The sequence below is a fragment of the Wenzhouxiangella limi genome (assembly GCF_010499265.1).
Lineage (GTDB): Bacteria > Pseudomonadota > Gammaproteobacteria > Xanthomonadales > Wenzhouxiangellaceae > Wenzhouxiangella > Wenzhouxiangella limi.
The window spans coordinates 113,413-129,738 of the sequence record NZ_JAAGSC010000037.1 but is presented as its reverse complement, the minus strand read 5'-3'; the positions used below and the strand labels follow the sequence as shown (position 1 = coordinate 129,738).

Here is a 16,326-nt window from a genome sequence, read left to right as displayed (position 1 = left end):
ACGCCTGCTTTGCCTCCAGCGATTGTTCGCCCTAAGCGGCTACCGCCGCACGAGGATGTAGGGATCGCGCGCCGGACGGCCAGGGTTGGTGGCATCGACAATCATGTACTTGCAGCCTGGCTCGGCGCTGCATTCGTTGTCGTCGGCCACGCGTAGCTGGGTCTGGCCGGAATCACCGACCTGGAACTGGAAGACCCGGTTGCCGCGCTCGTCGATGAAGGGCGTCTTGCCGGTGAAGATCACGCGCGCGCGCACGTTGGTGGAAAAGGTCACCATCTCGCCCGCTTCGACTTCCAGCGTTTCAGGCCTGGAACCCGGTTCCTGGCCCTGGTTTTCGGGAACATCGATGCGAACACCGCACCGTGGCGGGCACTGTTCGCGGTCGGCAGGCTGAGCCGTAGCAGGGCCGACGGCAAGGCAGGCCCACAGGCCTACAGCGGCGAGGACCGCGTTCTTTGTTATATTTTTCAACTGCTTTCTCCTTCGGTGACGGGGGTGGGGTTGTGATGCCGCGCGGCCAGGGCGGCGAAATCGACGTCGTTCCACGCGGCCTTCAGCCGTGGGTCGGCTTCCAGCAACGAAAACGGCAGGCCCTTATCGATGGCGAGGTCAAAAGCCTGGACGGCGCGCGCTTTTTGCCCGAGCAGATAATGGGCAAAGCCGGTGGTCATGAGCACGTTTTCGTCCAGCTCGGCGTAATCGCCCAGCCCGACCAGCGCCGCCTGGGCGGCGATGTCCTGATCGAGGGCGGCCAGGTGCAGCGCCATCACCGACCGGGCTTCGTTGTCGCGCGCGTTGATCGCCAGGCGCTCGGTGGCGTTGCGCACGACCGCCCAGTGGTGGGGCGCGGCATCGGCCTCGCGCCCGGCCTGGGCACGGATCGACCAGGCCAGAAAACCGGTTTGGCGCGGGTCGTCAGGCGCCAGTTCGACGGCGCGCTGGAACATCGCCTCGGCCCGGGCGAGCTCGTTGGCGAAGAAATAGTTGGTGCCGGCGTTGGAATAAGCCATGGCGTTGGGTTCTTGCTGAATCGATTGTTCGAAGGCATCGCCGGCTTTGAGGAATTGCCCCTGGGCAAAATAAATCGCGCCGAGCAGGTTGAACGGCGCGGGGTTGCTCGGACTTAAGCGGATGGCCTGCTGCGCGGCATCGAAGGCTTCGTCGAAGCGACCGGCGAAGTAATGGATGGTGGCCAGCTGCGAATGGTAGAGCCAGTAGGCCGGATCCATTTCGATGGCGCGGCGGATTTGCCGCTCGGCCGCCTCCAGGTCGTCGCGGCGCAGCAGCGCCTGGGCCAGCCCGGCGTGCGCCTCGGCGTTGTTGGCCTCGCGTGCCAGGGCGCGGCGAAAAGCCTCCTCGGCCGCCTCGGGTTGGCCGGTGCCAAGCAACAGCGAGCCGATCGCGATCTGGGTCTCGGCCAGGTTGGGGAAACGCTGCTCGGTCTCCTGGCATCGGGTCATGGCCAATTCGGCCATCTGCGGGTCACGCAGAAGCTCGTACTGCTCCCAGCGCGCCCGGCACAGGCCGGCGGCGGCCAGGGCAAAGTCGGGGTCCGCCTCCAGGGCATTCTGGAAGAACTGCACGGCCTGCTCGAGGGTGCGCCGCGAGCTGAATCCGCGGAGCTGATCGCGCCCGCGCAGGTACTGATCGTAGGCTTGCGCATTGCCGGTGGCGATCTCCTCAATGCCCGGAAGCCTGAGCTGGACCTGCATGACCCCGGCGATGGCACGCGAAATCTGGTCCTGGAGTTCGAATACGTCGGTAAGTGCGCCCTCGAAGGTCTCGCTCCAGACCTGGGTGCCGGAGTTGCCGTCAATCAGCCGGGTGCTGATGCGAAGACGGGATCCGGAGCGACGCACGCTGCCTTCCAGCAGCGACTCCACGCCCAGCCGCCTGGCGGTGTCACGGGCATCCAGGCCGGCACCGCGCAGCGCGAAACTGGAGGTGCGCGCGGCCAGCTGGATACCGGCCACCTGGGCCAGGCGGTCCATGATGGCCTCGGCAATACCGTCGGCGAAATACTGGTTGTTCTGTTCGGCGCTGAGGTCGCTGAACGGCAGCACGGCAATGCTCGAGCCCACGGCCGGGCGGTAGCCGTCGCGCTGGACCAGGACAAACGCCAGGATCAGCACCAGCGCAGCGATGATGACGTAATCCACCCAGCGACCACCAAGGAGTCGTACCGGCACGGCGCCGGCATCGAGCTCGGCAAGGTCGTCGGTTCGGCGCACGCCTTCGGTGGTGAGGTCATAAACCCAGGCCAGCGCGAACACCACCGGGGCACCGACGATGCCGATGCCGATCAGCACCAGCATCACCCAGTCGGGGGCACCCAGCGGCGCCAGGATCACGTCCCCGACCTGCAGCACCACCCAGAAGCTGACCACGTATCCGCCCATCACGCGGAAAACGTGACGACGCTTGAGTTCGCGCAGGAAGTGGTTGAACCCCTGGCTGATTTCGGTCATAGCCGGCCGCTCCAGCGAGCCTTGACTGCCGCTGCCACCCCGCCCCGGCCGCATTAGTCCCAAGGTCGTCCGGTCAGAAACCGGCGACCCTCAAGCCGGTGAGTATACCGGCGGCTCCGGGAATGTGAAACCTCGCACTTTTTAAACCGCTTTTAGCGCCCCAGTTCAGTGGGCAAAGGCGGCGGCTCGCGCGGGATGTCGTCGCTGTAGGTTTCCAGCATCTGCAGAATCTCGTCAATGGCCCGCTCCAGCTGGGAATCGCGGCCCTCGTTGGTGGCAACCGGGTCAAGTTCGACGCGAATGTCGGGCGCAACCCCTTCGTTCTCAATCGTCCAGTTGTCGTCGGTATCGACAAAGCGGAAATGCGGGACGGTCATGACGCCGCCGTCGATCAGCGGGGGGTTTTTGAAAATGCCGATCAGGCCGCCCCAGGTGCGCGTGCCCAGCAGCGGCCCGATGCCCAGCTCCCGGAAAGCGTAGGGCAGGTAGTCACCACCCGAGCCGGCGTCCTGGTCAATCATCATGAGCTTGGGTCCGTGCAGGGCACCCATGGGCGTGGTGGCCATAATGCCGTCGCGGTAGACCCAGTTGGACAGGTGCGGTCGTGACAGTACCTCGACGATGTAGTTGGCCGCCTGGCCGCCGCCGTTGGCGCGCTCGTCGATGATCACGGCTTCCCGGTCGAGCTGGGCATAGAACATGCGGTTGAAGAAGGTATAGCCGGGGCCGGCGGTATTGGGCAGGTAGACGTAGCCAACCCGTCCGTCGGTAGCATCATGCACCGTCTGGCGGTTGACCTCGATCCACGCCCACAGCCGCAGCGCGCCCTCGCTGCTGATCGGCTCGACCAGCACATCGCGCGCATCGCGCCCGTCGGCTTGCGGGCCGATGGTCAGGGTGATCTGTTCATCGACCGCGTTGTGGAGGTGCCTGAACAGGTTGTCCTCGGCGGTCAGTTCGCGGCCGTTGACGGCCAGAACGTATTCGCCGGCCTCAGCTTCCGAGCCGGGGCGGGCCAGCGGTCCTTGAGCGAACGGCGTCCACGCCTCACCCGAATACACCCGGCTGATCTGCCAGCGATCGTTTTCGATGACGAAGTTGGCGCCGAGCAGACCGACGCCGGGTCCGGACTCGCGGTGAACATCGCCGCCGCCAACCCGGTTGTGGCCGGCGTGGAGCTCGGCGATCATCTGGACCATCAGGTCGTTGAGGTCCTCGCGCCGACCGACGTGGGCCAGCAGTGGCCGGTACTGCGCGTAGACCGCGTCCCAGTCCAGCCCGTGCAGGTTGGATGCGTAGAAGAATTCGCGCTGGAAGCGCCAGCCTTCATCAAAGATCTGGGCCCACTCCCGCGCCGGGTCGATGTACATGCGCAAATCGGACAGGTCGAGGTTTTCCGGCTTGAGGGTTTCGCCGACCTCGGCCACCGCCAGGGCACCGGAATCGCGCTGGATCAGCACGTGCTTGCCGGCGGCCGCCAGCTGGTAGCCGTTGAGGCCGCTCATGACGGTCGCAGCCTCGCGCTTGTCGAAGCCGAAACGCTTGAGCTCGTTGTTGCGCGCAACGCTGTCGCCGGGCTGCTCGACGGTCGCCCCCGGCTGGACCCGGTGCATGTAGAACAGGCCGCCGTCGTGGGCGACCTGGAGGTCGCCGTAGTTGCCCAGGGCCACCGGCAGCGCCACCTTGCGCGCGATCAGGCCGTCGAAATCGATGGCGACCGCGGCAGGCTTGTCGTTCTGGTCCTCACCGTTGTCGTCGTTCTTGCTGTCCTCGTCGCCCTCGACCGCGACTTCCTCGTCGCCGGTGCGCGGAGCCAGCGGGGATTCACCGTCAGCCTGCAGCACCAGGGCATACAGCCCGGCCCGGAACGGGCGCTCCTGGCTGGTCATGTCCAGACCGAATCGGGTCGGTCCGGCGTTGGTGGAAGCGGCAAAATACAGGTAGGCGCCGTCGGGGCTGAAGGCGGGCGAGGCGACGTCAGCCATGCCGTCGCTGACGGTCTCGGCCTGGCCGGTCTCGAAGTCGAGGATGCGCAGATCGCGCAGGTAGTTGGGCTGGCGCAGGGTATAGGCCAGATAGCGCCCGTCCGGCGAAAAAGCGACATCGAACCCGCCCTGACGCTCGCTGTGGGCGATTTCGGTGACCTCGCCGGAGGCCAATTCGATCACGTGCAGGTGCATGCGGTTGTCCTCGAACACGATTCGGCCCTGCTCGGCATCCCAGGCCTCGAGGCTGTAGAAGTCCGGGCCCAGGTCGAACTCGCGGGTTTCGTTCAGACCCGACTGATCGGCCACGACCAGGGTCTGGCCTTCCAGCGACTCGACGATCCAGGCAACCTGGTCGCCGGCCGGGGACCACAGCGCGGTGTACTCACGCACCCCGTCGGTCCCGGTCAGGTTGCGGGTCGAGCCATGCTCGACCGGGACGGTGAAGACCTCGCCGCGGGCCGTGACCACCGCGCGCTTGCCGTTGGGCGACAGGCCGACGTTCTGAATCTGGCCGCGCACGTCCTTCCATCCGGGACGGCGCTGCGGCAGATCGGGATTGAGTTCAATCTCCAGCGTGCGCTGGCTCTGGGTACCGATATCGAACTCGTGCAGACGACCGCCGGCCTCGAACACCACGTGGTTGCCGCGCAGCGCGGCCCAGCGAATGTCCCAGGTATCCTGGTCGGTCAGCCGGACGAGCTGGCCGGTCTCCAGGTTGAACAGGAAAAGATTGAAGACCTTGTCGTCGCGATCGGATAGAAACAGCACGTAATCGCCGAACCACAGCGGGTTGAGATCGTTGACGCGCTCACCGGGGATGGCGACGACCTCGCCGCTGGACGGATCGAGAATACGGATCGAGGGCGTGGTGCCGCCGCGATATCCGCGCCAGCCGGCGGTGCCGCCGTACAGGCCGTTGTAGGCCGGGCCGTGATCGATGTAGGCCAGGCGCTCGCCAGATGTATCCCACTGGCCGCGGAAAAAGCGCGCTTCCATCTGCCGGACCGGCGCGCCGCCTTCGAGCGAGACGTGGTAGAGCTGGGCCGAGCGGCCGTGGTCGGTCTCGCGCCGCGAGGCGAAGGCGACGGACTCGCCGTCGGCCGACCAGCCCACCGGGATATCGCTGCCGGGGTGCCAGGTCAGACGGGTCGGGTTACCGCCGTCGACGCCGATGACGTAAACGTCGGTATTGCCCTCGTAGTCGGCGGCAAAGGCGATCATCCGTCCGTCGGGCGAGAAGTGCGGATTATTCTCCTCGGCCGGGCTGGTGGTCAGGCGGCGCGGATCAGCGCCGTCGCGATCCGACACCCACAAATCCCCCGCATAGACGAAGGCCACGTGATCGGCCGAGACCGTGGGCTGGCGCAGCAGGTGGGTGGGTTCGGCGGCCAGGAATCCGGCCAGGGACCAGAGCAGCAGGGCGGCAAGAAGTTTCGAGCGCATCGACATAAGGTTTCCAGGATAAAAAAAGCAGGGCGGAATCATAACTCAGCGCGGCACGACGCTATCGGTACCGGTCAGCGCGGGTTTCATAGCCGAGTCCTTGCCATCGTTGACGCGCACTGTTTATTCTTCGCAGGCCTTCACGCCGGAACACGGAAATTTGAAGCCGATTACCGTCCATGTCTGGGATCTGCCGCTACGGCTGTTTCACTGGTTGTTACTGGTTGCCGTGGCCGGCGCGCTGATTTCGGTGCAGCTGGAGGCCATGGAATGGCACGGACGCTTCGGGCTGGCGGTGTTGGGCCTGCTGGTTTTCAGGGTCTTCTGGGGCTTCATCGGTTCGACCCACGCACGTTTTGCGTCATTTGCGCCGGGTCCTTCCAGCCTGGCCGATTACCTGCGCGGCCGGTGGCAAGGCCTGGGCCACAATCCGCTGGGGGCGCTGTCGGTGTTTGCCATCCTCGCGGTACTGGCCTTCCAGGCCGGCAGCGGACTGTTCGCCGACGACGTCATTGCCTATACCGGGCCGCTGCGGCGAGCGGTCTCCGGCGATACCTCGAGCTGGCTGACCGGCTGGCACATGCGCATGGAGTACGTGATCTACGGCCTGATCGCGCTGCACCTGGGCGCGATCGCGTTTCATGAGTTCATCAAGCGCGAGCGCCTGGTCCGGCCCATGATCACGGGCCGCAAGCAGATCGAGACCACCAGCCCGCAGGATGCCCGCGGCGGCGGCTGGATGGCGTTCTTGATCGCGGTGCTGATCGCCGCCGCGGCGGTGTGGTTGGCCAACGGCGCTCTGCTTTCACCCCCGCCACCGCCGCCGCAGGATCTGGGCTGGTAAGCCTCGCCCGCCGTCCTGGTCACGCCGGCGGCGCTATCCTTTCAGCCATGAACGACGTCAAACTCGATATTCTCTTTCACCGCCGCACGCCCGAACAGGATGACCGCGAACGCCTGATCTGCGAGCGCTGCGGCTTTGTTGACTACGAAAACCCCAAGATCGTGGTCGGTTCGGTGGCCACCTGGAAAGACAAGATTCTGCTGTGCCGTCGTGCCATCGATCCCCGCGACGGCTACTGGACCCTGCCGGCCGGCTACCTGGAACTTAATGAGAGCCCGGAAACCGGCGCCTTGCGCGAGGCCTGGGAAGAAGCCCGTGCAAGGCTCGAAATCGATCAGCTGCTGGCGACCTACGCGATCACGCGCATCAGCCAGGTGCAGCTCATCTACCGCGCCCGCCTGATCACGCCCGAGATCTCGGCCGGACCGGAATCGCGCGAGGTGGGGTTGTTTACCTGGGACGAGATTCCCTGGGACGAACTGGCGTTTCCCTCGGTGCGCTGGGCGCTGGACCACTTTTGTCAAACCAGGGACCAGCCGACTTTCGCGCCACTGGGACAAAGCGACGCCGGCGCAGGCGGCCTGTAGCCGAGCCGCGTGTCGGGATTCTTTCAGCGCGCGAACACACGCTGCAACGCGGGCCGCAGCCGCAAAAAGACCCGGTACATTCTCTCCAGCAGCCACAGGATGGGCGGAAAACGCGCGAGCAGACCCAGCGGAAGCAGCACGGGGATGGCGCGCCACATCGCGGCAAAGGCTTCGGCACCATCGACGACGCGACCGTCCTCGCTGGCGTGAAAACGCGCCAGCAGCTGGTCTCGATCCAGCGGACAGGGGGTGGATTCGGAAGCAACATCGACAAAATCGATGTTTGCACGCCGATCAAGGCGGCGCATCAGCGCGATCTCGCGCTGGCACAAAGGGCAGGCGCCGTCGTACCAGACGGTCACCGGTGCATTTGCCGTACTCATTTCATGAGCCTAGCGGATCCAGGCCGACAGCCCGTGAATCCCGTCGACCCGAGCGCGACAGGAAAGACAAGGCGGGGCACGCAACGCGCGCCCCGCCCGCGCCAGCGCCTTATTCGGCGCGGTAGCTCTTGTGGCAGGCCCCGCAGGATTCACCGGTGGCCTTGAACTGCTCGGCGATGGCGTCCGGATCCCCACCCTCGGCGACCTCGGCCAGGGCGTTGGCCTCGCGCACGAAGTTACCGGCGATTTCGCCGACCTTGTCGAGCTCGTCGAAGAACTCGGGCTTCAGGCGGGTCGGCTTCCAGCCGGTACCCTCGACCGAGGCCGGGCTGTACATCGCGCTCATGCCGGAGTTGGCGGTCGCGGCAATGGCGTTGGCCCAGCCGCGCACCTGGTCGGCGTTGAACTCGACTTCCTTGTCGACGACCTGGGCCTTGATCTGGCCCATGTTCCAGCTCATGAAGGTATAGGCCGACTGGCGGGCCTTGATCTGGTCTTCGACGCTGGGCTGGGCCAGCGCCATCGTGGTGATGCCGAGTGACAGGACAAGCAGCGCGGTCAGCGCGATGCGGGTGTTCATGGTGGTTTTCCTCCTTAAGGTGTCGGTGAAAAGAGCGGCAGTTTTACCGCAGGTGATGGCGGCGTCAAGTGAGCGTGACCGTTGCGTAGACAGCAAAAGGCCCCGCGGGACGGGGCCTTTTGCCTTGGCTCTTGCTTTGTGACCGTCAGGTCGGGCGATCAGAAAACGACCGTGACGGTGTCGGAGCACACGTTGCTGCCGGCTTCGCACACCTGGAAAGTGTAGCTGGCGCCGCCGCGGTTGTTGCTCGACCAGGTGTAGGCGCCATCGTTGGGGGTCGTGGTCAGCACGCCACCGTCGAGGTAGATGTCGACGTTGTCGGACGATGCGCCGCCCCAGGCCAGGTCGACGTTGTGACGGCCACGCTGCTTGTAGCCGGTCGCCGACAGCGTGATGCCGCCGGTGGCCGGTTCTTCGACCGTAACCTCCTGGCTGGCGGTGTCGGTCGCGCCGTCATCGTCGGTGACCGTCAGCGTGACCGTGTAGGTGCCGCCGGCCGCGTAGCTGTGGCTGGCGGTCTGCCCGGTCGCCGAACTGCCGTCGCCGAAGTCCCAGGCGTAGCTGGCAATCGTGCCGTCGCTGTCGCTGGAGGCGCTGCCGTCGAAGCTGCAGGAAAGGTCAGTGCAGTTTGAGTCGAACGCCGCGGTCGGCGCTTCGTTGACCGGCTCGGCGCCGCTGACCGACACCAGGCTGCTGTCCGAACCGGTGGCGCCGGCGTCGTCGGTGACCGTCAGGGTCACGGTGTAGCTGCCGTCGCCGTCGTAGGTGTGGCTGGCGGTCTGCCCGGTTGCCGAATTGCCGTCGCCGAAGTCCCAGGCGTAGCTGGCAATGGTGCCGTCGCTGTCGCTGCTGGCGCTGCCGTCGAAATCGCACGACAGATCGGTGCAGCTGAAGGTAAACAACGCCGTCGGTTCGGCATTGGTGTCGCCACCGCCGTCACCGCCATCACCGCCCAGGAAGGCCACCGCGTCGGCAGCCTGGACCAGGCCGTGTCCGTAGCTGTCGTCGCGCCCGGCGTCACCGAGATCTTCGGCGCTTGCGGCCAGCGCGTTGCGGATATCGGCCGCGCTCGCGCCCGGGTTGCGGCTCCACACCAGCGCGGCCACGCCGGCCACGTGCGGCGTGGCCATAGAGGTGCCGTCAAAGAACTCGTAGCCGTCGGCCGGCGCCGTGGTTTCAGTGGAAACCGTCGCGCTTGCGCCCAACTTGTTGCCGACCAGGAATTGGCCATCGGCCTGGCTCATGCTGACCGCCGGGATCGCCGAGCAGGCCCGGAACGACGGGCCGTTGCACTCGAGCGTGCCGAGGAAGCTGCCCGATGCATTGTTGTAGACGATCGCCGCGGCGCCGCCGCCGGCTTCGACATTCGCGACCTTGTCGCTGAACGAGATGGCGCCGCGTTCGCACAGCACGGTATTGCCGTTCCAGTTGCCGGCGCTGTCGCACAGCCCACCGTCGACCAGGTTGCCACTGGCGGTGGTGCTGGCGGCCCGATCGAACGCCGATACGGTGTAATCGGTGCCGTCTACCCGGGCGTTGGCGCTGATCGTCGGCACCGTGCTCAGCACGCCCACGCCGGGTCCGGCCAGTTCGACCTGGCTGTTTTTCTGCGAGAAGTCGGCGACCACCTTGTTTTCGTCGATCGCGGCCACCGAGACCACGGCCGGGTAGCTGGCCGGGTAGCTGAGCGTGGTGGTGCCGTCGTTGCCGGCCGCGGCGATCGAAAGCACGCCCTGGTCGAGCAGGTCCTGGAAGCCCTGCTCGGCAGTGCTGGAGGCGCCGCCCCCGCCCAGGCTCATGTTGATCACGTCGGCGCCGGCGTCGCGGCAGGCAAAGGCCGCCTCGATGATGCCGGAGGTGTAGCTGTAGCCGCACGAGCCGGAAGTCCAGCTGTCGTCGCCGAAGACCTTGGCGATGGTCAGCGTGACGTTGCCGCCGGGCAGGACGCCGATCACGCCGTCGCCGTTGTTCAGGGCCGCGATCGTGCCGGCCACGTGCGTGCCGTGGCCGCAGGAGTCGATGAACGGGTCTCCGCTGCCGCTGAGCTCCAGGCCGATGACGTTGGTGTCCTGCAGGTCGAAGTGTCCGATGTGGTAACCGGAGTCGATGACGCAGACGTTGAGCGCGCCGGCGTCGGCGTCGCTGACCAGGTCGGACTGGGTCATGGTGATGCCAAACGGGACCGTTTCGGCCATCGGGTAGACGCGGGAATCCTCTTCAATCTTGACGATGTTCGGGTTTCTATCCAGCGCCCCCAGCGCGGCTTTTGGAATCGTGATCGCCATGGCGTTGATGGATTCATCGGTCAGGTCGATCTCGACCCGACCACCTGCAGCCTGGACGGCGGCCTTGCCCTGGCCGGCCGCGCCCGGCGCGAACTGGATGATGTAGCGGTTATCCTCGGCCAGGGCCGCGGTGCTGCCCAGGGCCAGGCCGAAGACGGCGGTCAGCGCGGGCAGCAAACGATGTGATGCACTCATGCGATCTCCCTTTGAATTCTTGCTGGATTCGGATTTAATTCAATGCAGTCGGACGCTGTTTTCAGCCCAATCTTTTTACTGTGCCGAGAGCATCGGGTGAAAGTCAAGTGAAAAATGCATCTTTTGGCGGGCGTCTGTACAGCGTGACGACACGCGGCGGCCACTGCTGCTAGGCTACGAGCAAGCTTCTGAAATCCATGGCTTTCCCTGCAGACATGCCCGCGGCACCCCGCTTCGACAACAGCTATGTCCGACTGCCGGATGCGTTCCATGACCGCATTCGGCCCACGCCCGTTGCCCGTCCGGAACCCATCATGCTCAACCGGGCGCTGGCCGAAGAACTGGGCCTGGATCCGGACTGGCTGGCGGGCGACGAAGGGATGGCGATGCTTTCCGGCAATGCCCTGCCGAGCGGCTCCGACCCCATCGCCATGGGCTATGCCGGCCACCAGTTCGGCCAGTGGGTGCCGCGTCTGGGCGACGGGCGCGCCATTTTGCTCGGCGAAGTGGTCGACAATTGCGGCGAGCGCCGCGACATCCAGCTCAAGGGCGCTGGCCCCACGCCTTACTCGCGGCGCGGCGATGGCCGGTCCTCGATCGGCCCGGTAGTGCGCGAATACCTGGCCAGCGAATTCATGCACGCCCTCGGCATTCCGACCACGCGTGCGCTGGCGGCGATCTCGACCGGCGAAGATGTGGTCCGCCAGAAGATTGAGCCCGGCGGCATTCTGTGCCGGGTAGCACGCAGCCACGTGCGCGTGGGCACCTTCGAATTCTTCGCCCGCAGCGGTCGCGGGGAGGAAGTCCGGCAACTCGCCGACTACGTCATCGACCGTCACTACCCCGACTGCCGCGAGGCCGAGCACCCCTATCGCGCTTTGTTATCCGCCGTCATCGAGCGCCAGGCCCGCCTGGTGGGTGACTGGCTACTGGTGGGCTTCATCCATGGTGTGATGAACACCGACAACTGCTCGATCATCGGCGAGACCATCGATTACGGACCTTTCGGCTTCATCGACCGCTTTCATCCAGGCACGGTCTACAGCGCGATCGACCGCGGCGGCCGCTATGCCTACAACCAGCAGCCGGCGATTGCTCACTGGAACCTGGCCCGCCTGGCCGAGTGCCTGCTGGACTTGCTCGACGACGACCGGCAACAGGCCATGGAACAAGCCAATCGGATTCTCGGCGAATTCCCGCAACATTTCGAGGCGCATTTTCACCGCGGCCTGGCCGCCAAGATCGGGCTCTCGCCCGCTGAAGCGCACGCCAAACTGGCCCTTGATCTGATGGATGCCATGGCCGCAGGAGAAGCCGACATGACGCTGGTCTTTCGTAACCTGGGCGCGTTGCCGGCCAGCGGCCCGGAAGAAAATCAACCGGTGCGGTCGCACTTCAAGGACCCGAGGCTTTTCGACAGCTGGGCGCAGCACTGGCGAGCGCATCTGGCCGCCGAAGGCCGCGACGATGACGAGCGGCGCGCGGCCATGGATCGGGTCAATCCGGCCTTTATCCTGCGCAATCACCTGGCCCAGCATGCGGTGGACGCGGCCATCGAACGCCTCGACTTCCAGCCAATGCACGAACTGCATGCGGTGCTGTCCCGTCCCTACGAGGATCAGCCGCAACACGCCGACCTGGCGCAACCGCCGCGACCCGATCAACAGGTGCTGACCACGTTCTGCGGAACCTGAGCTGGCGGCGCTCTCGGAAGGACGAATGACTGTGTCAGACTGTCGTCATGGATCTTCATTCCGTCACGGCGCCCTGCCGAAAGACTCTGGTTCTGGCCGCCGTGATCGCACTGTCGCTGATGGCGTTTGCAGCCATCGGTCAAACCGACCGCGCCGAGCTGCTGGAACAGGCGAAAAGCCTGCGCAACGACGATCCCGAGGCGGCGCTGAAGCTGCTGGATCGGGCCCTGGCTGATCAGCAGACGGATCGATATAGCGCTCGCGAGCTCGCCACGGTCGCGGGGCTGCTCGAAATGCGGGCAGCCGTGCAGCGGGGTCGGGCTGAGTATGATGCCGCCAGCGCCGACGCGCAGCGGCTGGGTGAGCTGGCCAAGCGCAGTAACGAGCCCGGCCTGGCGGCCGACGCGGCTTTCCTGCAGGGCAGCATCGAGGCCGAGCGCGGACAATTCGCTGCGGCCCTGGACCGCTTTCACGCCGCCCGCCGCCGACTGGAAGGCATCGACCGGCCGGTCGAACTGGCACGAATCTTCAACGCCATCGGCGTCACCCACAACTTCACCGGCGACCAGGCCCGCGCCCGCGAGTACTTCCAGCGCGCCGTGGACGCCGCCCGGGACGCCGGGGCAGAGGGAGCGGCCGCGACCTACCTGGGAAACCTGTCCCTCACCGTTGCTGAACTGGAGGGGCCAAGAGCAGCCTTGCCAATGCTGCGGGAAGTACTGCAACTGAGTGAAGAAACGGGTGCCGAAACCACGGCGACGATGGCGCGGGCCAACCTCTGCGATCAACTGGTCAAGCTCGAAGAGCATGATGAAGCCGAAACCACGTGCCTGGCCGCCCTGGACGAAGTCGATCGCATGCACCAGGCACGGTGGCAGGCAGGCATCCGGCTGACCTTGGGCCACCTTCGACGCGATGAGGGTCGGTTGGAAGAAGCGGTTGACTGGTACCGCGAAGCACTGGCCATTGCCTCGGCCTCGGTCCCCACGATCGAGGACGAGGTTCTCGCGTCCTTGAGCGAAGCGCTTGAGGACCTGGGACAGACCGCCGAGGCGCTGACCTTGACGCGTCAACGGGTGGCACTGCGCGACCAGCAGCGCCAATCCGAGCGCCGCGAACTGGTCGAGGAACTGGAAGTCCGGTACGAAGTAGAACGCAGCGAGGCCGACCTTGAGCTGCTGCGCCTGCAGTCTGCGCTGCAGAAAACCCAGCTTCAGCAACGCAACATGATGCTGATGGCTCTGCTGATCGGGCTCGCCGTCACCCTTCTGGCCGCCATCGGGGCCGTGCGCAGTTACTGGATCACGACCCGCTTGAAACGTGATCTGGCAACGCGAAACAGCGAACTGGAACAAGCGGTTGCCGAGATCACCGATCTGGCACGGCACGATAGCCTGACCGGTTTGTTCAATCGGCGCGCACTGGAAGAACTGGGGCAACGCGAGGTCAACCGACAACAACGCCACGGCGAACCGCTGTCGGTCATGCTCATGGATATCGACTACTTCAAATCCATCAATGACCGCTTCGGCCATGCCGTCGGTGACGAAGTGCTGCAGAGCCTGGCTGCGCTGCTGCGTGAAAACCTGCGCGACACCGATCTGGTCGGACGCTGGGGCGGAGAGGAGTTCCTCTGCATCCTTCCGAAAACGGATCTGGCAGAGGCCGAACATTCAGCGCACCGCATCCAGTCGGCACTGGAGGCAGCTCCCATTCAGACCGCCGGCGATCCCGTTCGCTTAACGGTCACCTGCGGGATCGCGGCGGTCGACACCCGACTGGATCAGGCAATACAGCGAGCCGACCAGGCCATGTATCGCGGCAAGCACGAAGGCCGTAACGTCATCGTGGTTGCGGGTCGAGGCGCGCCGGATCCAGGCTGAGCCGAACTCAGCGAGCTGGAAATCGGATCGCGCGATCATGCGGCCGGTGAAAATCAAGCGCTGGCCCCATGGGAATGATGTAGTGCGGGTTGATGGTGTCGTGACTGCCGTAGTAGTGCATCTTGATCGCCCGCAGTTCCACGGTCTCGGCAATACCCGGCATCTGGTAGAGCTCGCGCACGTAGTTTGAAAGATTGGGGTAGTCGTCGATCCGGCGAATGTTGCACTTGAAGTGGCCGACGTAGACCGCGTCGAAACGAATCAGGGTCGTAAAGAGTCTCCAGTCGGCTTCCGTCAGGCGCTCGCCGCATAGATAACGCTGGGTATCGAGCCGTTTTTCCAGAGCGTCCAGGGTTTCGAACAGCGGGACGACAGCTTCTTCGTAAGCCTGCTGGGTGGTCGCAAAACCGGTTTTGTAGACTCCGTTGTTGACGTTGTCGTAGACCACCGCGTTGATTTCATTGATTGGCTCGCGCAGGTCTGGCGGATAGAAGTCACCCTCGGCCGCACCGACTGCGTCGAAGGCCGAATTGAACATGCGAATGATATCGGCCGATTCGTTGCTGACGATGGTCTCTTGCTGCTTGTCCCAGATCACCGGCACTGTCACCCGACCGGAATAGTCGGACTTGGCTGCTGTGTAGACCTGATGCAGAAACTGCGCGTTGTGGATGGGATCGGGCACGACCTTGTAGCCATCCCGGAAGGTCCAGCCGTGTTCGCGCATGATCGGGTTGACGACAGAAACAGTGATCAGGCCTTCGAGTTTTTTGAGCTTGCGAAAGACCAGCGCGCGGTGCGCCCAGGGACAGGCGTAGGCTACGTAGAGATGGTAGCGATCCGGTTCGGCCTTGAAACCGCCGACGCCTTCCGGTCCGGCGCTGCCGTCGGCTGTAATCCAGTTGCGAAATGCGGCCGCCGAGCGCTCGAAACGCCCGCCGGTGGAATCGGTGTCGTACCACTGATCCTTCCACTCGCCGTCGACCAACAGTCCCATGAGTCTGGCTCCGTCATTGCATCATTGGTTTCAAGTGTAACAATCACCACGGTAGCGTCGTGTGGGCTTGGCAGCATCAGGTGCGGCCAATGAGCGCTCGCATGCGGTTTTCGACGCTGGCCAAATAGCCGCCGCCGAACAGATTGGCGTGGTTGAGCAGGTGATAGAGCTGATAGAAATCGCGCCGCTGCTGCCAACCATCGGGCAAGGGCCAGGCCCGCTGGTACGCATCGAAGAAGTCAGCGGCGTATCCACCGAACAGGTTGGCCATGGCCAGGTCGCACTCGCGATCGCCGTAGTGGACGGCCGGATCGTAGATCACGGGCGTACCGTCGGGCAGGGCGGATGCATTGCCGGCCCAGAGATCGCCATGCAACAGAGACGGTTCGGGATGATGATCGGCGCTGAGCGTCATCCATGAATCCAACAGTGCCTGGGTCAAATCTTCCAGGTTTCGTTGGCGACAGGCTCGGCGCAAGCGCTCGATCTGCGGAGCCAGGCGATGCCGATGGAAAAACTCACTCCAGCTCGAAACGCTCGTGTTGGACTGAGGCGCGGGACCCAGATAGTTGTCGCAATGCCAGCCGAACGCCTCCCCGCGATGGCGATGCAGTGCGGCCAGCTGCGTGCCCAAACGCTGATCGACGGACCGGCTTCGCGGTTGCAGGTCCAGCGCTTCCAGCGCCAACCAACTCCCCTGGCCGACCTCGAAGCCCGCGTGGCCCAGGACCGCCGGGACGCGCACGGTGCCGGTCCGGGCCAGCGCGCCCAGACCGTCGGCTTCGGCCGACAATAGCCCGGAACGCGCTGGCGCCTCGCACTTGATGAACACCGAGCTGCCGCCGGCCCTGATCAGGAAGGCCTGGCTGGTGTCTCCGCCAGCAACTTCACGAACACGCGGGTTGTCGTCAGCCAGCCCCAGCCGGCGAAGAACGCTGGCCGCCTGGTCCGTGGTCATGCCCATCGCAACATGCGTCCT

At 65.1% G+C, this 16,326-nt stretch carries 12 protein-coding genes; 4 read left to right on the top strand and 8 right to left on the bottom strand.

Annotation, left to right across the window (positions count from 1 at the left end):
• Positions 1 to 39 precede the first annotated feature (39 nt).
• The 3 genes from G3I74_RS05485 to G3I74_RS05475 all read right to left on the bottom strand — a co-directional run bounded on the left by G3I74_RS05485 (position 40) and on the right by G3I74_RS05475 (position 5,899).
• Entirely contained in the window at positions 40 to 471 is a 432-nt protein-coding gene (locus tag G3I74_RS05485) for a hypothetical protein (protein WP_164210576.1), read from the bottom strand.
• A complete protein-coding gene (locus G3I74_RS05480) occupies positions 468 to 2,468 on the bottom strand; it encodes a tetratricopeptide repeat protein (protein ID WP_164210575.1) in 2,001 nt (666 codons plus the stop codon). Before G3I74_RS05480 ends, G3I74_RS05485 begins: the two co-directional genes overlap by 4 nt.
• A gap of 152 nt (positions 2,469 to 2,620) precedes the next feature.
• Complete coding sequence (locus G3I74_RS05475; RefSeq protein ID WP_164210574.1) at positions 2,621 to 5,899, bottom strand: S41 family peptidase; 3,279 nt, start codon at positions 5,897 to 5,899, stop codon at positions 2,621 to 2,623.
• 160 nt (positions 5,900 to 6,059) lie between these two features.
• On the opposite strand from G3I74_RS05475, the gene G3I74_RS05470 reads away from it, so the two are divergent.
• Entirely contained in the window at positions 6,060 to 6,743 is a 684-nt protein-coding gene (locus tag G3I74_RS05470; RefSeq protein ID WP_164210573.1) for a cytochrome b/b6 domain-containing protein, read from the top strand.
• Positions 6,744 to 6,790: 47 nt separating this feature from the next.
• The gene (locus tag G3I74_RS05465; protein ID WP_164210572.1) at positions 6,791 to 7,330 is read left to right on the top strand and encodes an NUDIX hydrolase; all 540 of its coding nucleotides are present in this window, start codon (positions 6,791 to 6,793) and stop codon (positions 7,328 to 7,330) included.
• Between the two features lie 23 nt (positions 7,331 to 7,353).
• Here the strand turns inward: G3I74_RS05465 and G3I74_RS05460 are convergent, their stop codons facing one another.
• The 3 genes from G3I74_RS05460 to G3I74_RS05450 form a co-directional block, all read right to left on the bottom strand.
• Positions 7,354 to 7,713, bottom strand: a complete 360-nt coding sequence (locus G3I74_RS05460; protein WP_164210571.1) for a thiol-disulfide oxidoreductase DCC family protein — start codon at positions 7,711 to 7,713, stop codon at positions 7,354 to 7,356.
• A 109-nt stretch (positions 7,714 to 7,822) separates the two neighbouring features.
• On the bottom strand, positions 7,823 to 8,293 hold the full coding sequence (locus tag G3I74_RS05455) for a c-type cytochrome (protein WP_164210570.1): 471 nt from the start codon (positions 8,291 to 8,293) through the stop codon (positions 7,823 to 7,825).
• Between the two features lie 158 nt (positions 8,294 to 8,451).
• On the bottom strand, positions 8,452 to 10,773 hold the full coding sequence (locus G3I74_RS05450) for a PKD domain-containing protein (protein ID WP_164210569.1): 2,322 nt from the start codon (positions 10,771 to 10,773) through the stop codon (positions 8,452 to 8,454).
• Between the two features lie 215 nt (positions 10,774 to 10,988).
• Between G3I74_RS05450 and G3I74_RS05445 the strand changes: the two genes are divergently transcribed.
• Positions 10,989 to 12,467 (top strand): protein adenylyltransferase SelO, encoded by a 1,479-nt coding sequence (locus G3I74_RS05445; RefSeq protein ID WP_164210568.1) that lies wholly within the window; start codon positions 10,989 to 10,991, stop codon positions 12,465 to 12,467.
• A 47-nt stretch (positions 12,468 to 12,514) separates the two neighbouring features.
• A complete protein-coding gene (locus G3I74_RS05440; protein WP_164210567.1) occupies positions 12,515 to 14,350 on the top strand; it encodes a tetratricopeptide repeat-containing diguanylate cyclase in 1,836 nt (611 codons plus the stop codon).
• A 7-nt stretch (positions 14,351 to 14,357) separates the two neighbouring features.
• On the opposite strand, the gene G3I74_RS05435 is transcribed toward G3I74_RS05440, so the two are convergent.
• Together G3I74_RS05435 and G3I74_RS05430 are read right to left on the bottom strand one after the other, a co-directional pair.
• Positions 14,358 to 15,347, bottom strand: a complete 990-nt coding sequence (locus G3I74_RS05435) for a glutathione S-transferase family protein (RefSeq protein ID WP_164210566.1) — start codon at positions 15,345 to 15,347, stop codon at positions 14,358 to 14,360.
• A 76-nt stretch (positions 15,348 to 15,423) separates the two neighbouring features.
• Positions 15,424 to 16,311 carry a fructosamine kinase family protein gene (locus G3I74_RS05430; protein WP_164210565.1) on the bottom strand — a complete coding sequence of 296 codons (888 nt, stop codon included), beginning with the start codon at positions 16,309 to 16,311 and terminating at the stop codon, positions 15,424 to 15,426.
• Positions 16,312 to 16,326: the final 15 nt, after the last annotated feature.